Origin of the sequence: Laceyella sediminis, from assembly GCF_003003125.1 — a bacterium.
Classification (GTDB): Bacteria; Bacillota; Bacilli; order Thermoactinomycetales; family Thermoactinomycetaceae; genus Laceyella; species Laceyella tengchongensis.
Window position 1 is genome coordinate 63,354 of record NZ_PVTZ01000002.1, and the last position, 20,281, is coordinate 83,634.

18 protein-coding genes are annotated in these 20,281 nt (G+C 51.3%); 4 read left to right on the forward strand and 14 right to left on the reverse strand.

Annotation, left to right across the window (positions count from 1 at the left end; translation table 11 throughout):
* Positions 1-40: 40 nt before the first annotated feature.
* Positions 41-604, reverse strand: coding sequence for a non-canonical purine NTP pyrophosphatase (locus CLV36_RS03085; RefSeq protein ID WP_106341728.1), 564 nt, complete (start codon positions 602-604; stop codon positions 41-43).
* Positions 605-1,049: 445 nt separating this feature from the next.
* Here CLV36_RS03085 and CLV36_RS03090 point away from each other — a divergent pair, with 445 nt between their 5' ends.
* Positions 1,050-1,394 carry an EthD family reductase gene (locus CLV36_RS03090; protein ID WP_106341729.1) on the forward strand — a complete coding sequence of 115 codons (345 nt, stop codon included), beginning with the start codon at positions 1,050-1,052 and terminating at the stop codon, positions 1,392-1,394.
* A gap of 118 nt (positions 1,395-1,512) precedes the next feature.
* Positions 1,513-2,598 carry a quinone-dependent dihydroorotate dehydrogenase gene (locus tag CLV36_RS03095; RefSeq protein WP_106341888.1) on the forward strand — a complete coding sequence of 362 codons (1,086 nt, stop codon included), beginning with the start codon at positions 1,513-1,515 and terminating at the stop codon, positions 2,596-2,598.
* A gap of 34 nt (positions 2,599-2,632) precedes the next feature.
* Here the strand turns inward: CLV36_RS03095 and hfq are convergent, their stop codons facing one another.
* On the reverse strand, positions 2,633-2,869 hold the full coding sequence (hfq, locus tag CLV36_RS03100; protein ID WP_022737527.1) for an RNA chaperone Hfq: 237 nt from the start codon (positions 2,867-2,869) through the stop codon (positions 2,633-2,635).
* Between the two features lie 150 nt (positions 2,870-3,019).
* Between hfq and CLV36_RS03105 the strand changes: the two genes are divergently transcribed.
* On the forward strand, positions 3,020-3,349 hold the full coding sequence (locus tag CLV36_RS03105) for a YolD-like family protein (protein ID WP_106341730.1): 330 nt from the start codon (positions 3,020-3,022) through the stop codon (positions 3,347-3,349).
* Positions 3,350-3,407: 58 nt separating this feature from the next.
* Here the strand turns inward: CLV36_RS03105 and CLV36_RS03110 are convergent, their stop codons facing one another.
* The 7 genes from CLV36_RS03110 to CLV36_RS03140 form a co-directional block, all read right to left on the reverse strand.
* Positions 3,408-6,917: an efflux RND transporter permease subunit gene (locus CLV36_RS03110; protein ID WP_181352800.1), complete on the reverse strand. Its 3,510-nt coding sequence runs from the start codon at positions 6,915-6,917 to the stop codon at positions 3,408-3,410.
* Between the two features lie 334 nt (positions 6,918-7,251).
* Positions 7,252-7,749, reverse strand: a complete 498-nt coding sequence (locus tag CLV36_RS03115) for an acyltransferase (RefSeq protein ID WP_022737524.1) — start codon at positions 7,747-7,749, stop codon at positions 7,252-7,254.
* Positions 7,750-7,754: 5 nt separating this feature from the next.
* The gene (gene ppaX / locus CLV36_RS03120) at positions 7,755-8,405 is read right to left on the reverse strand and encodes a pyrophosphatase PpaX (RefSeq protein WP_106341732.1); all 651 of its coding nucleotides are present in this window, start codon (positions 8,403-8,405) and stop codon (positions 7,755-7,757) included.
* 72 nt (positions 8,406-8,477) lie between these two features.
* Positions 8,478-9,488, reverse strand: a complete 1,011-nt coding sequence (gene lgt / locus CLV36_RS03125; protein WP_106341733.1) for a prolipoprotein diacylglyceryl transferase — start codon at positions 9,486-9,488, stop codon at positions 8,478-8,480.
* Positions 9,489-10,042: 554 nt separating this feature from the next.
* Positions 10,043-10,978, reverse strand: a complete 936-nt coding sequence (gene hprK / locus CLV36_RS03130) for an HPr(Ser) kinase/phosphatase (protein WP_102993534.1) — start codon at positions 10,976-10,978, stop codon at positions 10,043-10,045.
* A gap of 69 nt (positions 10,979-11,047) precedes the next feature.
* On the reverse strand, positions 11,048-12,157 hold the full coding sequence (locus CLV36_RS03135) for an ABC transporter ATP-binding protein (protein ID WP_106341734.1): 1,110 nt from the start codon (positions 12,155-12,157) through the stop codon (positions 11,048-11,050).
* Between the two features lie 129 nt (positions 12,158-12,286).
* Positions 12,287-13,261: a PucR family transcriptional regulator gene (locus CLV36_RS03140; protein ID WP_102993536.1), complete on the reverse strand. Its 975-nt coding sequence runs from the start codon at positions 13,259-13,261 to the stop codon at positions 12,287-12,289.
* Positions 13,262-13,475: 214 nt separating this feature from the next.
* Here CLV36_RS03140 and CLV36_RS03145 point away from each other — a divergent pair, with 214 nt between their 5' ends.
* Positions 13,476-14,105, forward strand: a complete 630-nt coding sequence (locus CLV36_RS03145) for a class D sortase (RefSeq protein ID WP_106341735.1) — start codon at positions 13,476-13,478, stop codon at positions 14,103-14,105.
* Between the two features lie 121 nt (positions 14,106-14,226).
* On the opposite strand, the gene CLV36_RS03150 is transcribed toward CLV36_RS03145, so the two are convergent.
* The 5 genes from CLV36_RS03150 to uvrA all read right to left on the reverse strand — a co-directional run bounded on the left by CLV36_RS03150 (position 14,227) and on the right by uvrA (position 20,276).
* The gene (locus CLV36_RS03150) at positions 14,227-14,562 is read right to left on the reverse strand and encodes a phage holin family protein (protein WP_022737517.1); all 336 of its coding nucleotides are present in this window, start codon (positions 14,560-14,562) and stop codon (positions 14,227-14,229) included.
* A 324-nt stretch (positions 14,563-14,886) separates the two neighbouring features.
* Positions 14,887-15,678, reverse strand: coding sequence for a TIGR03943 family putative permease subunit (locus CLV36_RS03155; protein ID WP_181352801.1), 792 nt, complete (start codon positions 15,676-15,678; stop codon positions 14,887-14,889).
* A 19-nt stretch (positions 15,679-15,697) separates the two neighbouring features.
* Positions 15,698-16,765, reverse strand: coding sequence for a permease (locus CLV36_RS03160; RefSeq protein ID WP_106341736.1), 1,068 nt, complete (start codon positions 16,763-16,765; stop codon positions 15,698-15,700).
* 312 nt (positions 16,766-17,077) lie between these two features.
* Positions 17,078-17,278 (reverse strand): alpha/beta-type small acid-soluble spore protein, encoded by a 201-nt coding sequence (locus tag CLV36_RS03165; RefSeq protein ID WP_022737514.1) that lies wholly within the window; start codon positions 17,276-17,278, stop codon positions 17,078-17,080.
* A 118-nt stretch (positions 17,279-17,396) separates the two neighbouring features.
* A complete protein-coding gene (uvrA, locus tag CLV36_RS03170; RefSeq protein ID WP_106341889.1) occupies positions 17,397-20,276 on the reverse strand; it encodes an excinuclease ABC subunit UvrA in 2,880 nt (959 codons plus the stop codon).
* Between the last annotated feature and the right edge of the window lie 5 nt (positions 20,277-20,281).

Here is a 20,281-nt window from a genome sequence, read left to right on the forward strand (position 1 = left end):
CGTTATTATAACATGAAGGTGAATGTCTGACCACTGTTATTTACGGTAATTTTTTCAACCACTCCGCCATCTTTTCCATCGCCTTGCGCCGATAAGAATAGCGGAGCCGCTCTTCCAATGGCACGTCATGTAACACTCGCGTATCCCCGTCAGGGATGAAGATGCGGTCAAACGGAATGGCCCGGTTGGGTATCATCTCATCATCAATCTGATCACAGATCCGCCCGTGCGTCTTGGCCGTGAATATGGCCGTCTGCCCCTTGCAAGCGACGGCGACCGCCCCTTCAAACCAAGCATCCCGTACTTCCCCTTCCAAAAGCTTGCGGATTCCTTTATAACCGATGCGGTCAAACACGCGCTTGGTCAACACGCCTGGAAACGAATCGAACGCGGCGAAGAAGATGCCCGCATCATCTACCATCACCGTGTCATATCCCTGCTCCAACACCTGCTTCAACTTGATTTCCGCCACCTCCGCCATCGACCCCACATCCGGTTCGTGCAGGACGATTGGCAGGCTTTCCACTTCGATCCCCATGGGCGCCAAAACATCCATCGCTTCTTTTAATTTGGCTTCGTTCTGTGTCGCGAATAAAATTTTCAAGGTCGTTCCCCCTAGCTGCTATCTCTTGAAGAGTCCTTGTTGAAATGATTTATTGATATTCTATCACGTATAATATTAAGCCATTAAATGGCAGGAAGCGAAGATGACCGTGGGTAAGAGTTGCAGATGCGACGTCCACCATCATCTGCAAGAGACACATAATCAATCAACCTATCTGACTTCTATATCAACGCATTCTCCCAAAATAGCATGCGCCGCCAAGGCCGACAACCCAGCAAACACTCCCAATGACACGTGGCCAAGCGGGACTGAAACCGGTTGCTACTTTCGAAATTTAGACAACCTCTTGAAATCTATATGACAGTTTACACTTTTTACCCATAAATATATACTGGATGATAAAATAAAAATATTCATATATACACAGAACTTATCTGTTTATATTTTCCTTATACTTCTCCAATAACGAAAGAGGGATCCCATCATGTATAAAACCGTTGGTTTATACAAGCGAATGGATAATGAAGATGAATTTTATGACTATTACACCAATGTCGTCGTACCTCAGTTGCTCAACATTCCCGGTGTCCTGAAAGTGGAGGTGACCCGACTTCACTCCACGCGAGTCAGCGGCGACTCAAATTACTTCTTGATGGGTGAGACTTATTTCGCCAGCTATGAGTCCTTCCAACGCACCCTGACCACTCCGGAAGGAAAAGCCGCACTCGCCACTGCGTTAAAAGAGTCATCAGAGTTTTTGACAGCGTACGTTGGCCAAGAAGAATCCTTCAAAACCAACATCTTTACCAAACCGCATTACATCAAGTAATCCCACGCCGGCTATTTGGATAGCCGGCTTTCTTTTTGGGGGAAAATTGCTATAATGGTGTGTTGGTTAGAGAAATCTCGTCCTATGCGCGGATATCGGAAAGGAAGTTATCGGTATGATTTACTCTGCACTTCGCCGAATGCTGTTCAAGATGGACCCGGAAACGGCCCATGAAATGACCATCAAAGGGTTGCAATTGTTGCAAAACACACCACCCGTTCGCCATTTGTACCAGAAGAGCATGACCGTGGTCGATCCCCGCCTTCAAACCACCTGCCTTGGCACAACCTTCCCCAATCCAGTTGGACTCGCAGCCGGTTTTGACAAGCACGCCACTGTTTACCCCGGCCTAGCGGCGCTCGGATTCGGTTTTGTCGAGGTAGGCACCCTGACCCCCCGTCCCCAAAGCGGCAACCCCAAACCGCGCCTGTTTCGTCTTCCCGAAGACCAAGCTGTCATCAACCGCATGGGTTTCAACAACCATGGCGTGGAACAGGCTAAACGCGCATTTGAAACATTGACGCGCCCTTCCATCCCCATCGGCATCAATCTGGGTAAAAACAAAGACACGCCCAATGAAGAAGCGGCCTCCGATTACCAGAAGGGACTGGAAGCCCTCTATATCCATGGCGATTACTTTGTAATTAACATCAGTTCCCCCAACACCGTTGGTTTGCGTGATCTACAACATGCTACCGCCTTGAAAGAGCTTCTGTCCGCGGTGATCGGCAAACGGGAACAGCTTGCGGCTGAGCATGGAACAACTCGCCCGGTGTTATTGAAAATCGCTCCTGACTTGACAGAAGAGCAAGTGGAAGAAATCGTCGACGCCGCCCTCCAACTCGGCATTGACGGCATCATCGCGACCAACACCACATTGGCCCGGGACGGTCTCACTGCCAACCACCGCAAAGAAACGGGCGGACTCAGCGGGAAGCCACTCACATCCCGATCCACTGCGTTTATTCACCATGTCTACCAGCTCACTCAAGGCAGGGTGCCAATCATTGGTGTAGGTGGCATTTTCACTGGCCAAGACGCCCTCGATAAGATCAAGGCCGGCGCCAACTTAGTGCAAGTATACACAGGCATGATCTATCGCGGCCCTTCCATTGCCAAATGGATCAACCAAGAGCTATTGCGCTTGCTGGAACAAGAGGGATTCAACAGCGTGAAGGAAGCCGTCGGTTCGGCGCATCGGTAAAAAAGCGGAGCCCATATGGGACTCCGCTTTTTTCTTACCAATCCAACTGCAAAGGCGCCGCGGTCTGCACAGTGCTGACCATCTTCTTAAAGATCAAAAATTCGCTACCATCCACTTCGATGGAAACCGTAAACTTATCAAACTTCCGAATCCGCCCTTGATACTGAAAGCCATTTACCAAAAACAGGGTTACCGGCAATTGTTTGTCCATCACTTCCTGCAAAAACAAGTCCTGCACATTGTTCATCGATTCACCCCATTTTTCAGTCACTGTTTTCTTCCCATTTCCCCTTTAATCTCGAAAAATCCTCCCCCTGTTGCACATCATTTCGCGCCTCATCATCAATTAACTGAAATTCCCCTCTTGCAATACGAACATATATTCGTATATCATCAAAAGCAAAGGACGGTGAGATCAACCATGAACGCGATTCATTTTCACCGGTGGTATGAACACCATCGGGCCCAATCCGCCTTTACGCAACCGACTAAGCACATTGAAGACACACTCCCATCATACCAGCCACCCCCACTTACAAAGGAACAGCGCGAGTATATGGGTTTTCTGTTAGAAGAAGCATATGATTTAGAACGGCCTGTCCTGGTCACCTATAGTGGTCGATTTTCTCCATTGCAGTTTTTTGGGCGGGTCGCCAAAATCCAGCCTTTTGAAGAATGGTTTATCATCGCCAATGGTGAATGGAAAAAACGGATCAGCTTCTCCCAATTAATCAATGTTGATTGGCTGTGATACAACATCATCCCCTGGCAACCGATGCTCGCCAGGGGATGATGTTTTTGTTTTGATTTTATGCCTCTTTTTCCTTTTTGCCGCCAAACCGCGCTTGTAGCCCTGCGAACAGCTGGTACACGATCGGCACGATGAACAGCGTCAACAGCGTCGACGAAAGCAATCCGCCGATCACCACCACTGCCAGCCCTTGCGACAACAACGTCCCTTCTCCATAACCCAATCCAAGTGGCAGGAGCGCGCACACGGTCGCCAAGGCAGTCATCAAGATAGGCCGGAGCCGGGTGCCTGCCGCTTCCAGCAAAGCCTCTGTGATCTCCCAGCCTTCTTTGCGTTTCTGCATGACGCGGTCAATCAAGACGATGGCATTGGTCACCACGATACCAATCAGCATCAACGCCCCGATCATCGCCGACACGCTAATCGGCTGATCCGCCACATAAAGACCGACCAAACCGCCAATCACTGCAAACGGTAAGGAGAACAGAATGGTGAAAGGCGCCGTCGCCTCGCCAAACGCAATCAACATGACCAAGTAGACGGCGAAAATGGCGACAATCATAGCTACTCCCAACTGGGCGAAGCTTTTATTCATCTCTTCGGTGTCACCGCCCAATTTGATGGTAACGCCGGACGGCTTCTTCATTTTGGAGATGATGTCCATCACTTCTCGGGAAACCGCTCCGGTGTCTTTGACCATCACATCTCCCGTGACGGAGGCATACAATTGGCCGTCTTCTTTTTGAATACTCACCGGTCCCTTTTCAACCTTCAAGGTGGCGATTTCATCCAAGCGGATCATGTCTCCCGTCTGCGACAAAATTTCCACCTTTTTCAGTTGCTCAACCGAGGCGAGCCCTTCTTTCTCTAAGCCTAATTTCACTTCCTGTGCTTCGTTACCTTGCTCGATATCCATCACTTTGTCCGCCTGGAGCAGGCCGCGTACCGACATGGCCACTTGCTGGGCCACCAGTCCTTTTTTGGCCGCTTTGGCCTCATCCACTTGCAGAGTGACGATTTCTTTTTGGGCACTTAAGTTGTTGGACACATTGGTCAGCCCATCAACGCTTTTCAGCTTTGCGGTCAGTTCATCAGTCACCCGCTTGACGTCTGCCATGTTGTCCCCGCGAACGCTGGCGTTGATCCCGCCTCCATGCACGCCCATGCTGCTCATCTCGGTTACGTTGATTTCAGCCTTATGCTCCTCTGCCAACGGCTTCACTTGGTTGCGCACATCAGCCAAGAACGGTTCCATGTTGGTGTTATCATCCAGGATCACTACCATCGTACTCCGATTGGCACTGCCAATGCTGCCATCGGCGCCCAATTGGCCAGCCATGCTACCGACCGTTGTGGAGATGACTCCCACTTCTTTATGCTTCCGCAACAATTGCTCGATCTGCTTGCTTAATTTGTCGGTTTGTTGCAACTCTGTGCCCGACGGTAGCTCTACTGTCACGCGCAACGCCTTATCCTTTTCCGCTGGCAAAAACGACGTTCCCACCAACGGAATTAAGAAGAGACTGGCCACCAGTAGCACCGTTGACAGACTCATCACGGTTGCTTTATGGTTCAGCGCCCACGCCAACGACTTCCGGTACCAGTGGGCCATCCGGCTTTCCGCCCGTTTGTGGCGCATCGGGGTGCCGCGGAGTAGCATCAGCTTGGACAGCACGGGCACAACCGTGACTGCCACCACCAATGAGCACAACAACGAAAAAGCCACAGTCAATGCAAATGGGTAAAACACTTCACCGACAATGCCGGTCACAAAGCCGAGCGGGATGAATACCGCCACAGTGGTCAAGGTGGACGACGTGATGGCCGCGCCCACTTCTTTGGTCGCTACTTGAATAATGTTCACACTGCGATCCGCATTGCGCATCAGATGGCGGTGGATGTTCTCAATCACGACAATGCTGTCATCCACGACTCGCCCGATCGCGACCGCCATTCCACCCAATGTCATGATGTTGAGCGTGATATCTGCTTGTTTCAACAAGATCAACGTCGCCAACACAGACACTGGGATGGAGACGATGGAAATCAGGGTCATGCGGAAATCACGCAAGAAGATCAAAATGATGACCGAAGCGAACAACGCACCCAAAAGCCCTTCGCGCACCATGGAATGAATGGAGGCTTTAACGCTTTTGGACTGGTCATACAAGGTGATAACCTTCAGCTCGGGGTGTTCTTTGGTGAGTTGCCCCAGCTTGGCGAAGATCCCGTCGGCCACTTCCACAATGTTGGCATCTTGATCTTTGATGATATCGATGTTGACAGAAGGCTTGCCATTGGTGCGGGTGATCAGGGACTGCTCAGCAGCCGACTCGGTGATGGAGGCGATGTCCCCCAACTTCACCGTCTTGATCTCCGCTTCGGCGAGCTTCGGTTGCTTTGGTTTGCCAGCTGGGCGCGGGGTAGACGCCTTGCCTTTAGGCATCTTCATGCCCGGCACTTTCTTGCTGGACGGGCCCTTCACTTTGGACAGTTGATCCGAAAGCCGGGTAAGCCCGGTTTTCACCCCATTGATCGCACCGTACAATTGACCGACTTTTTTCATGTCCGGTTCCGGCTTGCTCATCTCATTGTTCAAGGCGATCTGCAAGCCGATCAGCTTGGCCACCAAATCAGCCTGGGTCGCTTGCGCCCGTGACAGGCCCGCAACCCCTTGCCCTAATCCATTTACCGCTTGGCCAATTCCGTTGACCGCATTGCCCAAGCCACCGACAGCCTGGCCAAGTGCGCCCATCTGTTGGCCCATCGTCTGAAAACCTTGGCCGATTTGGTCAAACGCTTGTTGCATGCCTTCCATCTGGTTAGGCGGAACGGTCAGTTCATAATTTCGCAACTGATCCACACTCGTGATTTTCTGATCGATACGCACCGGCAACTCGATACCGTCCGTGCTCAAATCACCCAACGGCAACGACATGTTGGCACTTTGCAAAGCCTGTTGGACGGCTTGAGCGGAAAGGTTGTATTTTTTTAGTTGCTCCGGCTTCAAGCGGATGTAAACCGCTTTGGGTCCTTCCCCTTTCACTTGCACTTCCCCCACCCCATTTACTCCCTCCAGGGCGGGTTTCACTTTGTCATTGATCAACCGTTCCAATTGCGCAGCCGTTTTGTCCTTGCTGGAAACGGACAAGCTGACCACAGGGGTCGTGTTAAAACCGAAACGGTTGAACACGGTGTCTTGCACATCCTCGGGCAAGCGAACTTTGCTGATGAGACTTTCCATCTCTTGTTCCGCTTTGTCCAAATCTACGTCAAAATCAAACTGAGCAACAATCACCGAGGTGCTGTCAGCGGTGACGGAATTCAGCTTTTGCAAGCCTTTCATCCCCCGAACCGCCTTCTCGATCGGATCGGTCACCTTTTTAGATATGTCTTCTGGCGAAGCGCCAGGATAAGGCGTAATCGCCACTACCACTGGAAAACTGATGTCTGGCATCGATTCCATCTTCAATTGTGTCGCTGTATAAAGTCCTCCGCCAGATATGAGAAGGGTCAAAATCAAAACGGCGGCGACATTGCGAACAGAAAATCGTGTCAGCCAGTTCACTTGGATCCTCCTTTGCACCAGGGTATACATGATGAGCTAAACCCTGAACGTTGATGCGTTCGATGTTTGTTTTCGCTTTCGAAACCGGCCTTAAATCACCCCAATATTACCGAACAGTATATATTGAGTCAATTTCTGATTTGTGAATATTCCCCGGGAAATGGCCTTCCCGTCACAACCTGGTCACACTCCTAGCCCAACAGCGCTTTTGTCCGCCCCCAACACCATTTATTCCTATTGTCTGCCATCTGAGGGCGGTTCACTCTTTTTCCGCGCTAGAAACGTAAAAAAGGCATCTGATATTAAAAATCAGATGCCTGTGGCAGATGCCGTATCATGTGCCTTCGGTGGCCCGCTCGCGTATGATCCGCGCCGGGTTTCCGGCTACGAGCGCATGGGGTGGCACATCTTTGGTAACCACCGACCCCGCTCCCACCATCGCGTGATCGCCGATGGTGACACCGGGCAAAATGGTGCTGTTGGCGCCAATCATCACATGGTCGCCAATGACCACGTCACCTAGTCGGTATTCGTGGATCAAGTATTCATGTGTCAGGATGGTTGTGTTATACCCGATGATGGTATTTTTACCGATACGGATTTTTTCAGGATACAGCACATCCATCGTGGCCATCAGTGCCACGGCCGTTTGCTCCCCGATTTCCATCCGCAAGCAGGTGCGGTACAACCACCGTTTCATCGACAAAAAGGGAACATAACGAGCAATCAAGATGATCAAGGTGTTCCAAAACACTTTCCAAAAGGGAATCGTTTGATAGAGTTGCCATAATGCATTACTTCCTTGCACTGGGAAGCGCTCTGTTTTTCTCATCTCCATCATCCCCTGGCCGATTGGATCTGGACAATGTCAAGCAGTTGACGCATATCATCGATAAAATACGCGGGAGCCAGCCGTTTCAACTCATCGGCGTGCAAACTCCAAGCCACCCCTACCGCGGCCACACCGGCTCTTTCGGCGGCCATGAGATCATAGCGGCTGTCACCCACCATCAATGCCTGCTCGGCAGTGGCTTGCAGCTTGTCTAGCGCGAGATGGATCATGTCCGGTTCCGGTTTGCCCCGTTTCACGTCATCCACGGTGACGACAGCTGACATCAAGTGATCCAGCCCCATCCGTTTCAAGCCCATGTCCACAACCAGGCGACGCTTGTTGGACACGACAGCCAAGACGACTCCCGCTTCATGCAACTGAGTTAACACTTCGCGCACATGGGGAAACGATGCCACCAGCTCATCGTGTTTGGCCACGTTATAGGCATGGTACGTTTTGACCATCTCTTCGGCTTGAGAAGGGTCAAACCGGCGCATTTGGTCAAGCAACGGTTCACCCATGCATGCCAGCACATCCTGCTCAGTGTATTTTCCCGGGCAATGCGTCTCAAGCGTGTGCATAAATGAAGAAAGAATTAAGTTGTTGGTGTCGATCAGCGTTCCGTCCAAATCAAACAATATCACTGTGTATTTCACATTGTCACCTCATTTTTGGCATGAAAGAAGGAGATGGAAGACACCTCTTCCGATCTCCCGATGGTGCTAGCTCTACGCTTTTGCCTGGCCTTCTTTCTCCTCCGCTTGCGCATTGGTTTTCGTTTCCGCCGGCGATGCCGATGGTTCTTTTTCGGCGGAATCTTGTGCACTGGCTGTGGCTGGCGCCTCTATGGTCGCTTCATCCCGATAAAAGGCCGTGGCTCTTCCCGTGGCCCGACGCCAAATGATGAGAAAAGCGCCTACCAAGACTAAGATTAAGCTCACCAGCTGGGCGATCCGCACGTTCCCTCCATCCATCATCCCCGGGTCAAACATGAGCGACATCGGAGACCATAACAGCTCCATCACCGACACTAACCAGTCAGGGCCGGTAAAGGTTAAGCTGTCGGTACGCAATCCTTCGATGAAAAAGCGCCCGAGCGAGTACCAGATCATATAGCTAAACAGCACCTCGCCGCGGCGTGGGTTAAAATGCCTGATCAACAACAATAAGCCGAACCCGACCAGATTCCACATCGATTCATAGAAGAACGTCGGATGATAGTAAGCCCCTTGAATGTTCATTTGCTCGATAATCCAATCCGGCAAATGCAAACCTTCCAAAAAGGCCCGACTCACCTCACCGCCGTGGGCCTCTTGGTTGATAAAGTTGCCCCATCGTCCGATCGCTTGGCCCAAAAGCACGCTAGGAATCACAATGTCGGCCAACTGCAAGAAATCGATGTTTTTTTTCTTCACAAATATGTATCCGACGAGAAAAGCGGCAATCAAGCCTCCGTGAATAGCCAGCCCGCCTTTCCAGACGGCTACGATGTCCTCAGGATGCATGGCATAGTATTCCCACTCAAACAGAACGTAATATAGGCGGGCGCCGACAATCGCTGAGGGCAGTATCCACAGCATCATATCAAGAATCGTGTCACTGTCCAGCCCGCGCCTCTCGCCTTCGCGAACGGCCAGGATCAATCCCAGCAACGCAGCTGTCCCCATGATGACACCATACCAATGCACTTGAAATGGACCCAGCTTAAACGCAACCGGATCAATGACTGCTTGCCACATGGTTCGCACACTCCTTTCTTCCCTTCGCATCCACTATCCCTTGTATTTTATCGCAAACGATTCAGATAGGAAAAGGGATTAAGAGCAATCAGGAAAAACCCTTCTCTTCATCCCCGTAATTTGTTTATTCATCCATATTTTAACATCTCATCCATAGACACAAAATGTCTGATTTATTAAAATAGGTTACACACGCCTCGGAGGTATTTATTTTGCATCCGATATATTTTTCTGATAATAAAATAAACGAACGCTACGATTGCTTAGAATGTAACAAGCTGGCAAGCGTAAGCGTCAAAAATGGGAAAGGGACATGCCTCACACCGGGATGCCTACGGGACACACCGATCCAGTTCGTCTATTTTCCGCACTGGCCCAAGCCCAAAGCAAGCCGCCAAGGCCGCCCTTTTTTCCCATTTATGAACGACTTCGATCCATGATCAACGACTTGCTACGGAGCCGTCGCTAAAAGAGTCTTGTGGGGATGCCCATGGCTGGCGGCGGCTTCGGATGCCAGGTTCCGCCCTCGAAAGCCTAAGCTTGTCCCCTATCCCTTAATCGATCTCGTCCCCTTCATCGATCACTTCTCCCAGCTTTTGCACAAATTGTTGTGCCGCGTGATAGCCCAGTCGCTTCAGTCGGAAATTCATCGCCGCCACTTCAATGATAACAGCCAAGTTCCGCCCTGGACGCACGGGGACGATCAGCTTGGGAAGCTCCGTGTCGATGATGCGGACTTTCTCCTCATCCAAGCCCAGTCGGTCATACTGCCTTTTTTCTTGCCATGCTTCCAAATGAATCGTCAACGATATCCGCTTTTTATCCCTGACCGCACCGGCCCCAAACAAAGTCATCACATTGATGATGCCCAAACCGCGGATTTCCAGCAGATAGCGAATCAAATCAGGGGCGTGCCCCACCAAGCTGCCTTCCTCCGTTTGGGTGATTTCCACCGCGTCATCCGCCACCAAACGGTGACCGCGCTTTACCAGTTCCAAAGCGGTTTCGCTTTTCCCGATGCCGCTGGAGCCGGTGATCAGCACGCCAATCCCGTAAATGTCAACCAACACCCCGTGCATGGTGGTGGTGGGGGCAAGCAACTTTTCCAGATAGTTGGTCAGCTTGCTCGCAAAACGGGTGGTCGCCATCTCGGTTCTGAGAATCGGAACTTTTTTCTCTTGGGCGGCTTGAACCAACTCCGAAGGCACGTCATAGTTCCGCGTCAAAATGAAACAGGGAATCTCCGGATGGCACAATCGGTCAAACCGCTCTTGTCGTTCCGCTTTCGTCAATCCTTCAATGAAGGACAATTCCGTTTTTCCAAGCAGCTGCAAGCGCTCAACGGGGTGGAACGTGAAAAAGCCGGCCAATTCCAAGCCCGGGCGGTACAAGTCCGCGACCGTGACCCGGCGCCGGTCTAATTGATCCCAACCAGAGATCACTTCCAAGTCGAATTGTTGAACGATGCTTTTAATCGTCACTTTGCTCATCTGGCACTCTCCTACCGTCGCATATGCGACAGAGCGACTGACATCCAGCCGCTCTCGTCTTTATTACCACTACAGTACCGTTTTTTCTGTTTCTTTGTCAAAGATGTGTGCCTTGTTCATATCGAGCGCCAACGTAACTTGCGCTTCTGGCACGTACTGGGTGCGGGCGTTGACGCGGGCGGTCAGCCACTTGTCTCCCAAGCCGCTGACATACAGGTACATTTCCGAACCCATGTTTTCGGCTACTTCCACCTTGGCGGTGAAACGGCTGTCCGGCGACGCCTCAATGAAGACCGGTTCGTCGTGAACGGCTTCCGGGCGGATGCCGAAAATGACCTCTTTGCCTACATACCCCTGTTCACGCAAACCATGGGCCCGACCAGTCGGGATCTTCACTTTTGCACCCTCTGTTTGGAAATAAATCTCGCCGTCTTCTTCTTTGAGAACCCCTTCGACGAAATTCATGGCTGGCGACCCAATGAAACCGGCCACAAACATGTTCGCCGGGTTGTTGTAAATCTCGGTGGGCGTGTCCACTTGTTGGATCACTCCGTCTTTCATTACTACGATGCGGTCGCCCATCGTCATCGCTTCGGTTTGGTCGTGGGTGACGTAGATGATGGTGGTTTCAAGGCGCTGATGCAATTTACTGATCTCTGTGCGCATTTGCACGCGCAATTTGGCGTCTAGGTTGGATAACGGCTCATCCATCAAAAACACTTGCGGTTCGCGGACAATCGCCCGCCCAAGTGCAACGCGTTGCCGCTGGCCACCGGAAAGTTGCTTGGGCTTGCGGTCAAGCAGATGCTCGATATCGAGAATCTTAGCCGCTTCCCGTACCCGCTTTTCAATCTCATCTTTTTTAAACTTGCGCAACTTCAATCCGAACGCCATGTTTTCATAAACGGTCATGTGCGGATACAATGCATAGCTTTGGAACACCATGGCAATGTCGCGGTCTTTCGGCGCCACATCGTTCACCAAGCGATCGCCGATGTACAATTCCCCTTCCGAAATCTCCTCCAATCCCGCAATCATGCGCAGAGTAGTCGATTTTCCGCAACCCGACGGCCCCACCAACACCAAGAATTCCTTATCTTTAATTTCAAGATTAAAGTCTTTCACCACCAAATGGTCCCCATATCTTTTATACACATGGTTCAGACACACTTTCGCCATTGTCATACACCCTCCCGAAGCATGATCTAATGCATGTCCGCCTCGTTCTCCGGACATCCCTCAGCTTCATTCTATGACAGGTTGGGCGATGAATCATTGTGCAAAGGTCACAAAAAGCTCTGTATGGTTTCACCTTTCGCCTTCCTGATGGTTCAAAAGCAACAGCACCACCTTGATCAGCATCGCATCCGCAAACCGCCGCACATCGAGTCCCGTTTCCTGTTTCACCCGGTCAAACCGGTATAAAAGAGTGTTGCGGTGCACATACAGATGGCGGGCCGTTTCACTGATATTTAGATCCAACCGCAAGAAGGCCTCAATCGTTTTGCGCATTTCCTCTTCCCGCAACAAAGCCAAGCCCGGCATCTCTGCCAAAAAGGTTTTGACCGCCTGATCGTCCAATTGCGTCAACAGCCGTTCCAACCGCGGTTTCCATGTCACCCAGACGGCTTTTTCCATGCGGAACGAACGCACCGCTTCCCGCACCTGTGCCATGCGCTGCCACATGCCGGGGAGTTGTTCCCAAGAAACAATCGGCGGAGCCAGCACCATGCTCGCTGTCAGCCCCAACTCATCGGCTAAAGCCTCCTGCAATCCAGATGCCGCTTCGAGCAACAGCTCTTCTGCTTCCAAAGTGAACTTCTCCTCACCGATCCACTCCCGCAACGGGACGAACAGCAACCAGTCACTCTCGTTTAGACCCACCAACCACGGGGAACTCCCGGCAAAGTATGTATCCAACAGCACAGACAAATCTTCTTTGGCGAAAAAAGGGCGCCCTTGCTCAAACATCAATAGCGCCGGCATCCGCCCGCCGGGAAGGTGATGGTTAAGATGCGCCGGTACCGGTGCGGGTGGCCCACCGTCCAACACGCCTTTGATCCATTCCTCCAACCCCAGGCGCTTCGCTGGCTTCATTTCTTCATTTAGCAACCACTCAATCAACGCTTGTTCCCGTTTTGTCAATGCCAAGCCAAAGGTAATCCACTCTCCTGAAGAAAGTTGGAATGCCGTCTCCCCCGGCGCAGGGCGCGACGGCTTTACGCGGTTAGCTCGGACGCCAAGAATCCGTTCAATCCGCCTCACCCTTTCCCACGCATGCATCGATGTCACTCCTTTGTCCGCTCTTTTGTCCGACAATGTTAGGATATCGTTTTTGGCGGAGATATGAAAGCGGGGCAAAACGCCCTTGTCGTCACAACAACCGCACAGACACAAAACGCCCTTGTCCTACGAATAAATATAGTGAAGGAAACGAATGAACCAACGCGAAACTTTTACACATCAGATTCATGCACCTCACAAAGGAGTGATACACATGGCCAAGAAAGCGGCTTGGCTCTTGATGATCGCTGGTGCGCTGATTTTAGGATACAACGCTTTTCATTGGTGGAACGAAATCAGCATCGCCGTGGTCGATCCCAAGTTGGCCATGTCCATATCGGATGACTGGAACGAAACCGCCAAGGCGCCGGCCCTGCCGCAGGGCAAGAAAGATGACAGCGCACAAGTTGCAAATGGTGTCAAAGTCGGGGAGCTGGTTATCCCCAAAATGGGAGCCATCTTGCCCATCGTCCAGGGAACGGATGATCAATCCCTTAAAAAAGGGGTCGGCCTCTATGAAGGCTACGGCACAGTCAACCCCGGCGAGACGGGACATGTGGTTCTATCCGGACACCGTGATACAGTTTTTCGCGGATTGGGCGACCTGAAGGCCGGTGATAAGTTGTATATCCGGTACAATGGAAACATCTTTACTTATCAGTTTCGCAAACACTGGATCACCCATGCTGACGACCGGACGGTGATCGTACCTATACCACGGCCCGTGTTGACTTTGACTACCTGTTACCCGTTTGATTACATTGGGGACGCCCCCGACCGTTACATCATTCGCGCAGAATTGATTGAAATCAAGCCCGACAAGGCAAACCCATCATCTGCATAAAAAGGAGTGCTTCTGCCAATGGAAGCACTCCTTTATCGTTGCCATGCTTATCAGAAGAACGAGCGGGCATACGTCAGGGATGTGTCTGGTACATCTCGTCACGCGTGATGTCTAACACACCCTAATCAACAAACTTATCAGCCACCCAAGTCACCACAGCCACCAGCAAAGCACCCAAAAATGCAGGCACAAAGCCGCTGACCTCTAAACCGTCCACCAACACCCCAGTCAACCAGAACAGAATCGCGTTGATCACCAAGGAAAACAAACCCAATGTCAGCAGGTTGATCGGCAAGGTTAACAACATGACTAACGGGCGCACAATCAAGTTGATCAGCCCCAGCACCAAAGCGGCCATGAATGCCGTTCCCCAACTTGCCACCTCAATACCGGGAATCCATTTCGCCGCGGCGACCACTGCGACTGCGCTGGCCAAAAAACGCACCAATAAACCCATTTGTCCCATCTCCCTGTCTTTTTCAATTCATCGCTACATATATTACATGTTCTGAACCAAATTTGCACACCTTAGCAATAGCATACCACGTCAGCAGGTTCTAAAACCTGTTTCTACATGGTACAAAACCGATTGGCGCTAAAACCTGCCCTAGGCGAAGCTCATAGGGAAATGAGCCTTCTGTATGCTATTGCATTTCACCGTTTCTTGTTTGCGACGGGCCGGTAGGAGTGTGTGCAATCAGACTAAAACCATTCCTTGTTCAAACATAAAAGCGGCGCCGGGTGGTAATTGATTTCCCTTCGCCGCTTATCGACCTACGCTCTAATATGTAAAATAGATATACGGGTCTTTCAGCGGTTTGACCTTCTCTACCGCCTCTAATTTGATTACCGGCATGTCAACTCCATCATACATCCCCACATCCAGCGACCCGGTTACTTCCACCCAATCGTTGTCTTTGAGAGTAGCGGTCTTCGCCCCCTCAGTCAAAAACCCAATCACAATCGCATCCGCCGTGCAACAGGTAACTGAAAAGCGACCCACCACCAACTGGTTCTTTTTCATCGTGTCATCGCGGTAAACAAACCCTTTTAGCTTGATCTTCTTCCCTTTGAATTGTTGTGGATAGAAGTTGAGCGTATTGTAGTAATCGGCATACGTTTCCTGTGATAGATGGATCACAGGCTCGCGTTGCAACTGCGGAATAAATTTTTTGTAGGGGTCTTCTGGCACCGCCAAAGGATCCGCGTTGGTATCTGATGCAGACGATGGGGCGGATTTCTTTTGTTGCTGTTCATTCACGCTTTTGGCCGATAAATAGCTCACCCCTTTTTTGCTCGCGATGGATGCATCCAACGCTTTTGGGGGGATCAAGAGATACATCGCCATCGGCAACAGCAACACCAAGTACCCCCAAGCGCCGATCCGATGCAACTCGCTCCCCTTCATGTTCCACAGCTGAACCAATCCCAGCAGCACCAGGATCAAGACGCTGGCAACGATCAACCACGTAAACCGAGGATTGACAAACAACGACAGCTCACCGGTTATGATCAGTTGCACCAGCAAAACCGACATACCCAAGCAAATCCCCACACGCAACCAAGCTTTCAACACCATTCCCTCCTTTATATCAGAAGAAAATCCACAGAGTGAGTAGGGTAACCAACGTGGTACAACCGACGAAGAAGAAAATCACCGACCGTTTGAAACCACCAGCCATCATCAACACATTTTTCATGTCTACCATCGGCCCGAACACCAAAAAGCCCAACAGCGGCCCCTGACTCAGCACCGAACGGAAAGAAGCCGCCAAGAAAGCATCTGCCGAAGAGCAAATCGACAAGCTGAACGCCAACGCCATCATCAGGATTAAAGCCAAGCCGTCGAATTGGGCCAACTGTTTGATCGCGGCTACGCCGACAAAGGTTTGGAAGCCCGCGGCAATCAACGCGCCCAAGCAGAAGTATTTGCCCATGTCGATAAATTCAAACACGGAGTGGGACAAGGCGTGCATCAGCCGGCTTTGCCCTTCATGCGAGCGCTCAGCGCAATGAGACCCATGCTCGTGGTCATGGTCGTGGGCTCCGCCACAACAACCCTCCGTCCGTTGTCCCCCCGTTTCCTCTTTCAACACGGGTCTGCCTTTGTAAAACAGGTAAAACATGACTCCCATAAAAATGGCGATACCAGCTCCCAAACCAATGCGTTTCCAAACCATCTCCCACGAATCGCCAAACGCCATATAAGTAGAAGCGATGGTGATCGGATTCACAATCGGCACGGCAAGCAAAAAGGTGAACGCGACATAGCTGGGAAGCCCTTTTTGCACCAACCGCCGAGCCACGGGCACGATGCCGCACTCACAAATCGGCAAAAACAGGCCGAAACTGGCGGCCAACGGAATCGATAGCACCGGATGCTTGGGCAAAAACCGCCACAAGGTCTCCTGTTTCACATAAACATGTACAAAACTGGACAACAAGGTGCCAAACAGGATGAATGGCAAGCCTTCAATAAACAGGCTGAGGAAAATGGTGGTGAAATTGTGCAACTCACTTGACAGCCCGCTACTCCACTCGCGCGTGACCTCGGTGAATGGGGCAAGCAAGGGGACTCCCGTGGTCACAAAGAAGAAGATCAGCCCCAAGACAAACACCCCTGTCAATTCAGGGTAATAATTTTTGAGAATCCGACCCATCTTCACCCTCCTAAATATGTTTTATTCCTAATTAGTATGAGAAAACGGCTGTTTATAATCAACTAATTCCCAAATCTAATAGGGAATGTAGCGCATAATCATGCATCTTACCAGCTTATCTCTATTCATTTGCTATAACCTAAACTATGCAACCAAATAAGAATGATTCCTATATTGGTCATATTGGCATTGTATGGCTCATGGCGCCAACTGTCAATCCGACCGCGTCTTAAGATTTTGCGAACAATCACATCTCGCCATCAAACGCTCACAATCATCAAAAGCTCTCTCACACAACAAAAAACGCGGGGATTATTCCCCCGCGTTTTTCTGCTTCAACATCTGCGAAGCCATAGCAACAAGACGTTTTGTCATTTCACCGCCTACAGAACCGTTCGCACGGGCGGTTGCGTCCGCACCCAGCTCAACACCAAACTCGTTCGCAATCTCCCGCTTCATCTGATCAAGTGAAGCGCTCGCGCCAGGAACCAACAGTTTGTTGTTTCTCGCCATGTCCCGTCACTCCCTTGTCTGTAGGATATGAAAGACGTCTTGCCTACTTTCTAGCATGCTTTGTCCTACATCGCTCTATGCCGGAAATAAGCGGAAACGTATGCCATCCGTGCTTGAGTCACGTCGTCGCCGGAGTCGGTTGCTCCTGTGCGGCCAATCGTTTGGCCATCCGCGCTTTGTCCCGTTCCATCACTGGTGCCAAAAATTGGCCTGTATAGGAGCCCTTCACTTGAACCACTTCCTCAGGAGTGCCTTTGGCTACAATCGTTCCACCGCCGGTGCCACCTTCAGGCCCCAAGTCGATTAAGTAGTCCGCTGTTTTAATCACATCTAGGTTGTGTTCAATGACGACCACCGTGTCCCCGTTTGCAGTCAACCGGCCAAGCACTTTTAACAAACGAGCGATATCGTCAATGTGGAGGCCAGTCGTCGGCTCGTCCAAAATGTATAATGTTCGCCCAGTGCTCCGTTTGTACAGCTCCGAAGCCAACTTCACGCGTTGCGCTTCCCCACCCGACAAGGTGGTTGCTGGTTGGCCCAACTTCATGTAACTAAGGCCGACGTCGTACAGGGTTTGGATTTTACGCTTAATGCGTGGGATGTTTTGGAAAAAGTCGAGCGCTTCTTCCACCGTCATCTCCAACACATCAGAAATGTTTTTGCCTTTGTACTTGATCTCCAGGGTATCGCGATTGTAGCGTTTGCCTTTGCACTCTTCACAAGGCACATAGACATCGGGCAGGAAGTGCATCTCAATCTTGATGATGCCATCCCCGCGGCACGCTTCGCACCGACCGCCCTTGACGTTAAAGCTGAAGCGTCCCTTCTGGTAACCACGCACTTTGGCTTCTTGGGTTGAAGCGAACACTTCACGGATATCGTCAAACACACCGGTATAGGTAGCCGGGTTACTACGCGGCGTCCGACCAATGGGTGACTGGTCGATGTTAATCACTTTGTCGATGTGTTCGATACCTTCGATTTTGCGGTGTTTGCCTGGCACCGCTTTGGCTTTGTTCACCTCGCGCGCCACCGCCTTAAGCAAAATCTCATTAACCAGCGTACTCTTGCCGGAGCCGGACACCCCAGTCACACAAGTGAACACGCCCAACGGAAACTTGACGTCGATGTTTTTCAGGTTGTTTTCTTTGGCCCCTTTGATGGTGATCCACTTGTCGCCCGGCTTGGTTCGTTGTTCCGGCACGGGAATAAAGTTGCGCCCACTGAGGTACCGCCCGGTTAATGAATTTTCATCAGCCATCACCTCGGCAGGCGTTCCGGCCGACACCACACGCCCGCCATGTGCTCCGGCACCTGGCCCGATGTCAATGATGTAGTCACAAGCTAGCATGGTATCCTCATCATGCTCCACCACGATCAGCGTGTTGCCAAGATCGCGCATTTTCTTAAGCGTTGAAATGAGACGGTTGTTATCGCGTTGGTGCAAGCCGATGCTCGGCTCATCCAAGATGTACAGAACACCCATCAAGCTGGAACCGATTTGCGTCGCCAGGCGAATCCGTTGGGCTTCCCCTCCGGACAAGGTTCCCGCCGAGCGGCTCAATGACAGGTAATCCAAGCCGACATTGACGAGGAATCCCAACCGCTCCTTGATTTCTTTCAACACTTGGCGGGCGATCTGCATCTCTTTCTCCGACAATTCCAGTGTTGCAAAAAACTCATGGGCTTCCTTGATTGACAGATTGGTCACATAGTCGATGTTTTTGCCGCCAACGGTCACACTGAGAATCTCTTTTTTGAGCCGCGCCCCTTTGCACGTTGGGCAAGGTTTGTTGCTCATGTAGTTTTCTAGGTGTTCGCGCATGAGCTCAGAGCTGGTCTCTCGGTAACGACGGTTCAGATGGGGGATGATTCCCTCAAACAGCGCTTGCGATTCTCGGGTAAAGCCGTTTTCATTCGTGTATTTGAAAGGAAAACGCTCTTTCGATCCATGCAGGATAATCGCTTTGTCCCTTTTGTCCAACTCCGCAAACGGAATCTTCATATCAATGCCGAAGTGGCGGCAAGCGGCTTCCAATAACTGTGGATAATAACTGCTCGTTCCCGAAGACCAAGGCTCGATCGCCCCTTCGGCCAACGACAGCTGCGGATTGGGGATGACCAAATCGGGATCGATCTCCATGCGCGACCCCAGCCCATCACAAGTCGGGCAGGCGCCGAACGGGCTGTTAAAGGAAAACATCCGCGGTGACAGTTCATCAATGCTAAAACCGCATTCTGGGCAGGCGAGGTTTTGGCTAAACAACAGCTCTTCTCCGTCAATCACGTCGATCAGCACTTCGCCTCCGCTCAAGGAAAGGGCAGTTTCCAAGGAGTCGGTCAAACGCGCCTGCACCCCCTCCTTTACCACCACCCGGTCGACAACCACTTCAATCGTATGCTTTTTATTCTTCTCCAACCGAATCTCTTCGGACAGATCGCGAATCTCCCCGTCGACCCGCACCCGCACATAACCTTGGCGGGCAACATCCTCCAATAACTTGACATGTTCTCCTTTGCGCCCTTTTACCAGCGGTGCCATGATCTGAATCCGCGTCCGCTCTGGCAAGGCCATGATGCGGTCAGCCATCTGCGGCACCGTTTGCGAGGTGATGCGGATGCCGTGCTCAGGACAGTGCGCATGGCCGACCCGAGCAAACAGCAGGCGCAGGTAATCGTAAATCTCGGTCACGGTACCCACGGTAGAACGCGGATTGCGGCTGGTCGTTTTTTGGTCGATCGAAATGGCGGGGGATAAACCTTCAATCGCATCCACATCGGGTTTGTCCATCTGCCCTAAGAATTGTCGGGCATACGCGGACAACGATTCCACATACCGCCGTTGCCCCTCGGCGTAGATGGTGTCAAAAGCGAGCGACGATTTGCCCGATCCGCTCAGTCCCGTCACCACCACGAACTTGTCTCGCGGAATGGTGATATTTATGTTTTTTAAGTTGTGAACCCGCGCTCCGCGAATCACAATATTTTCTTGTGCCATAATCA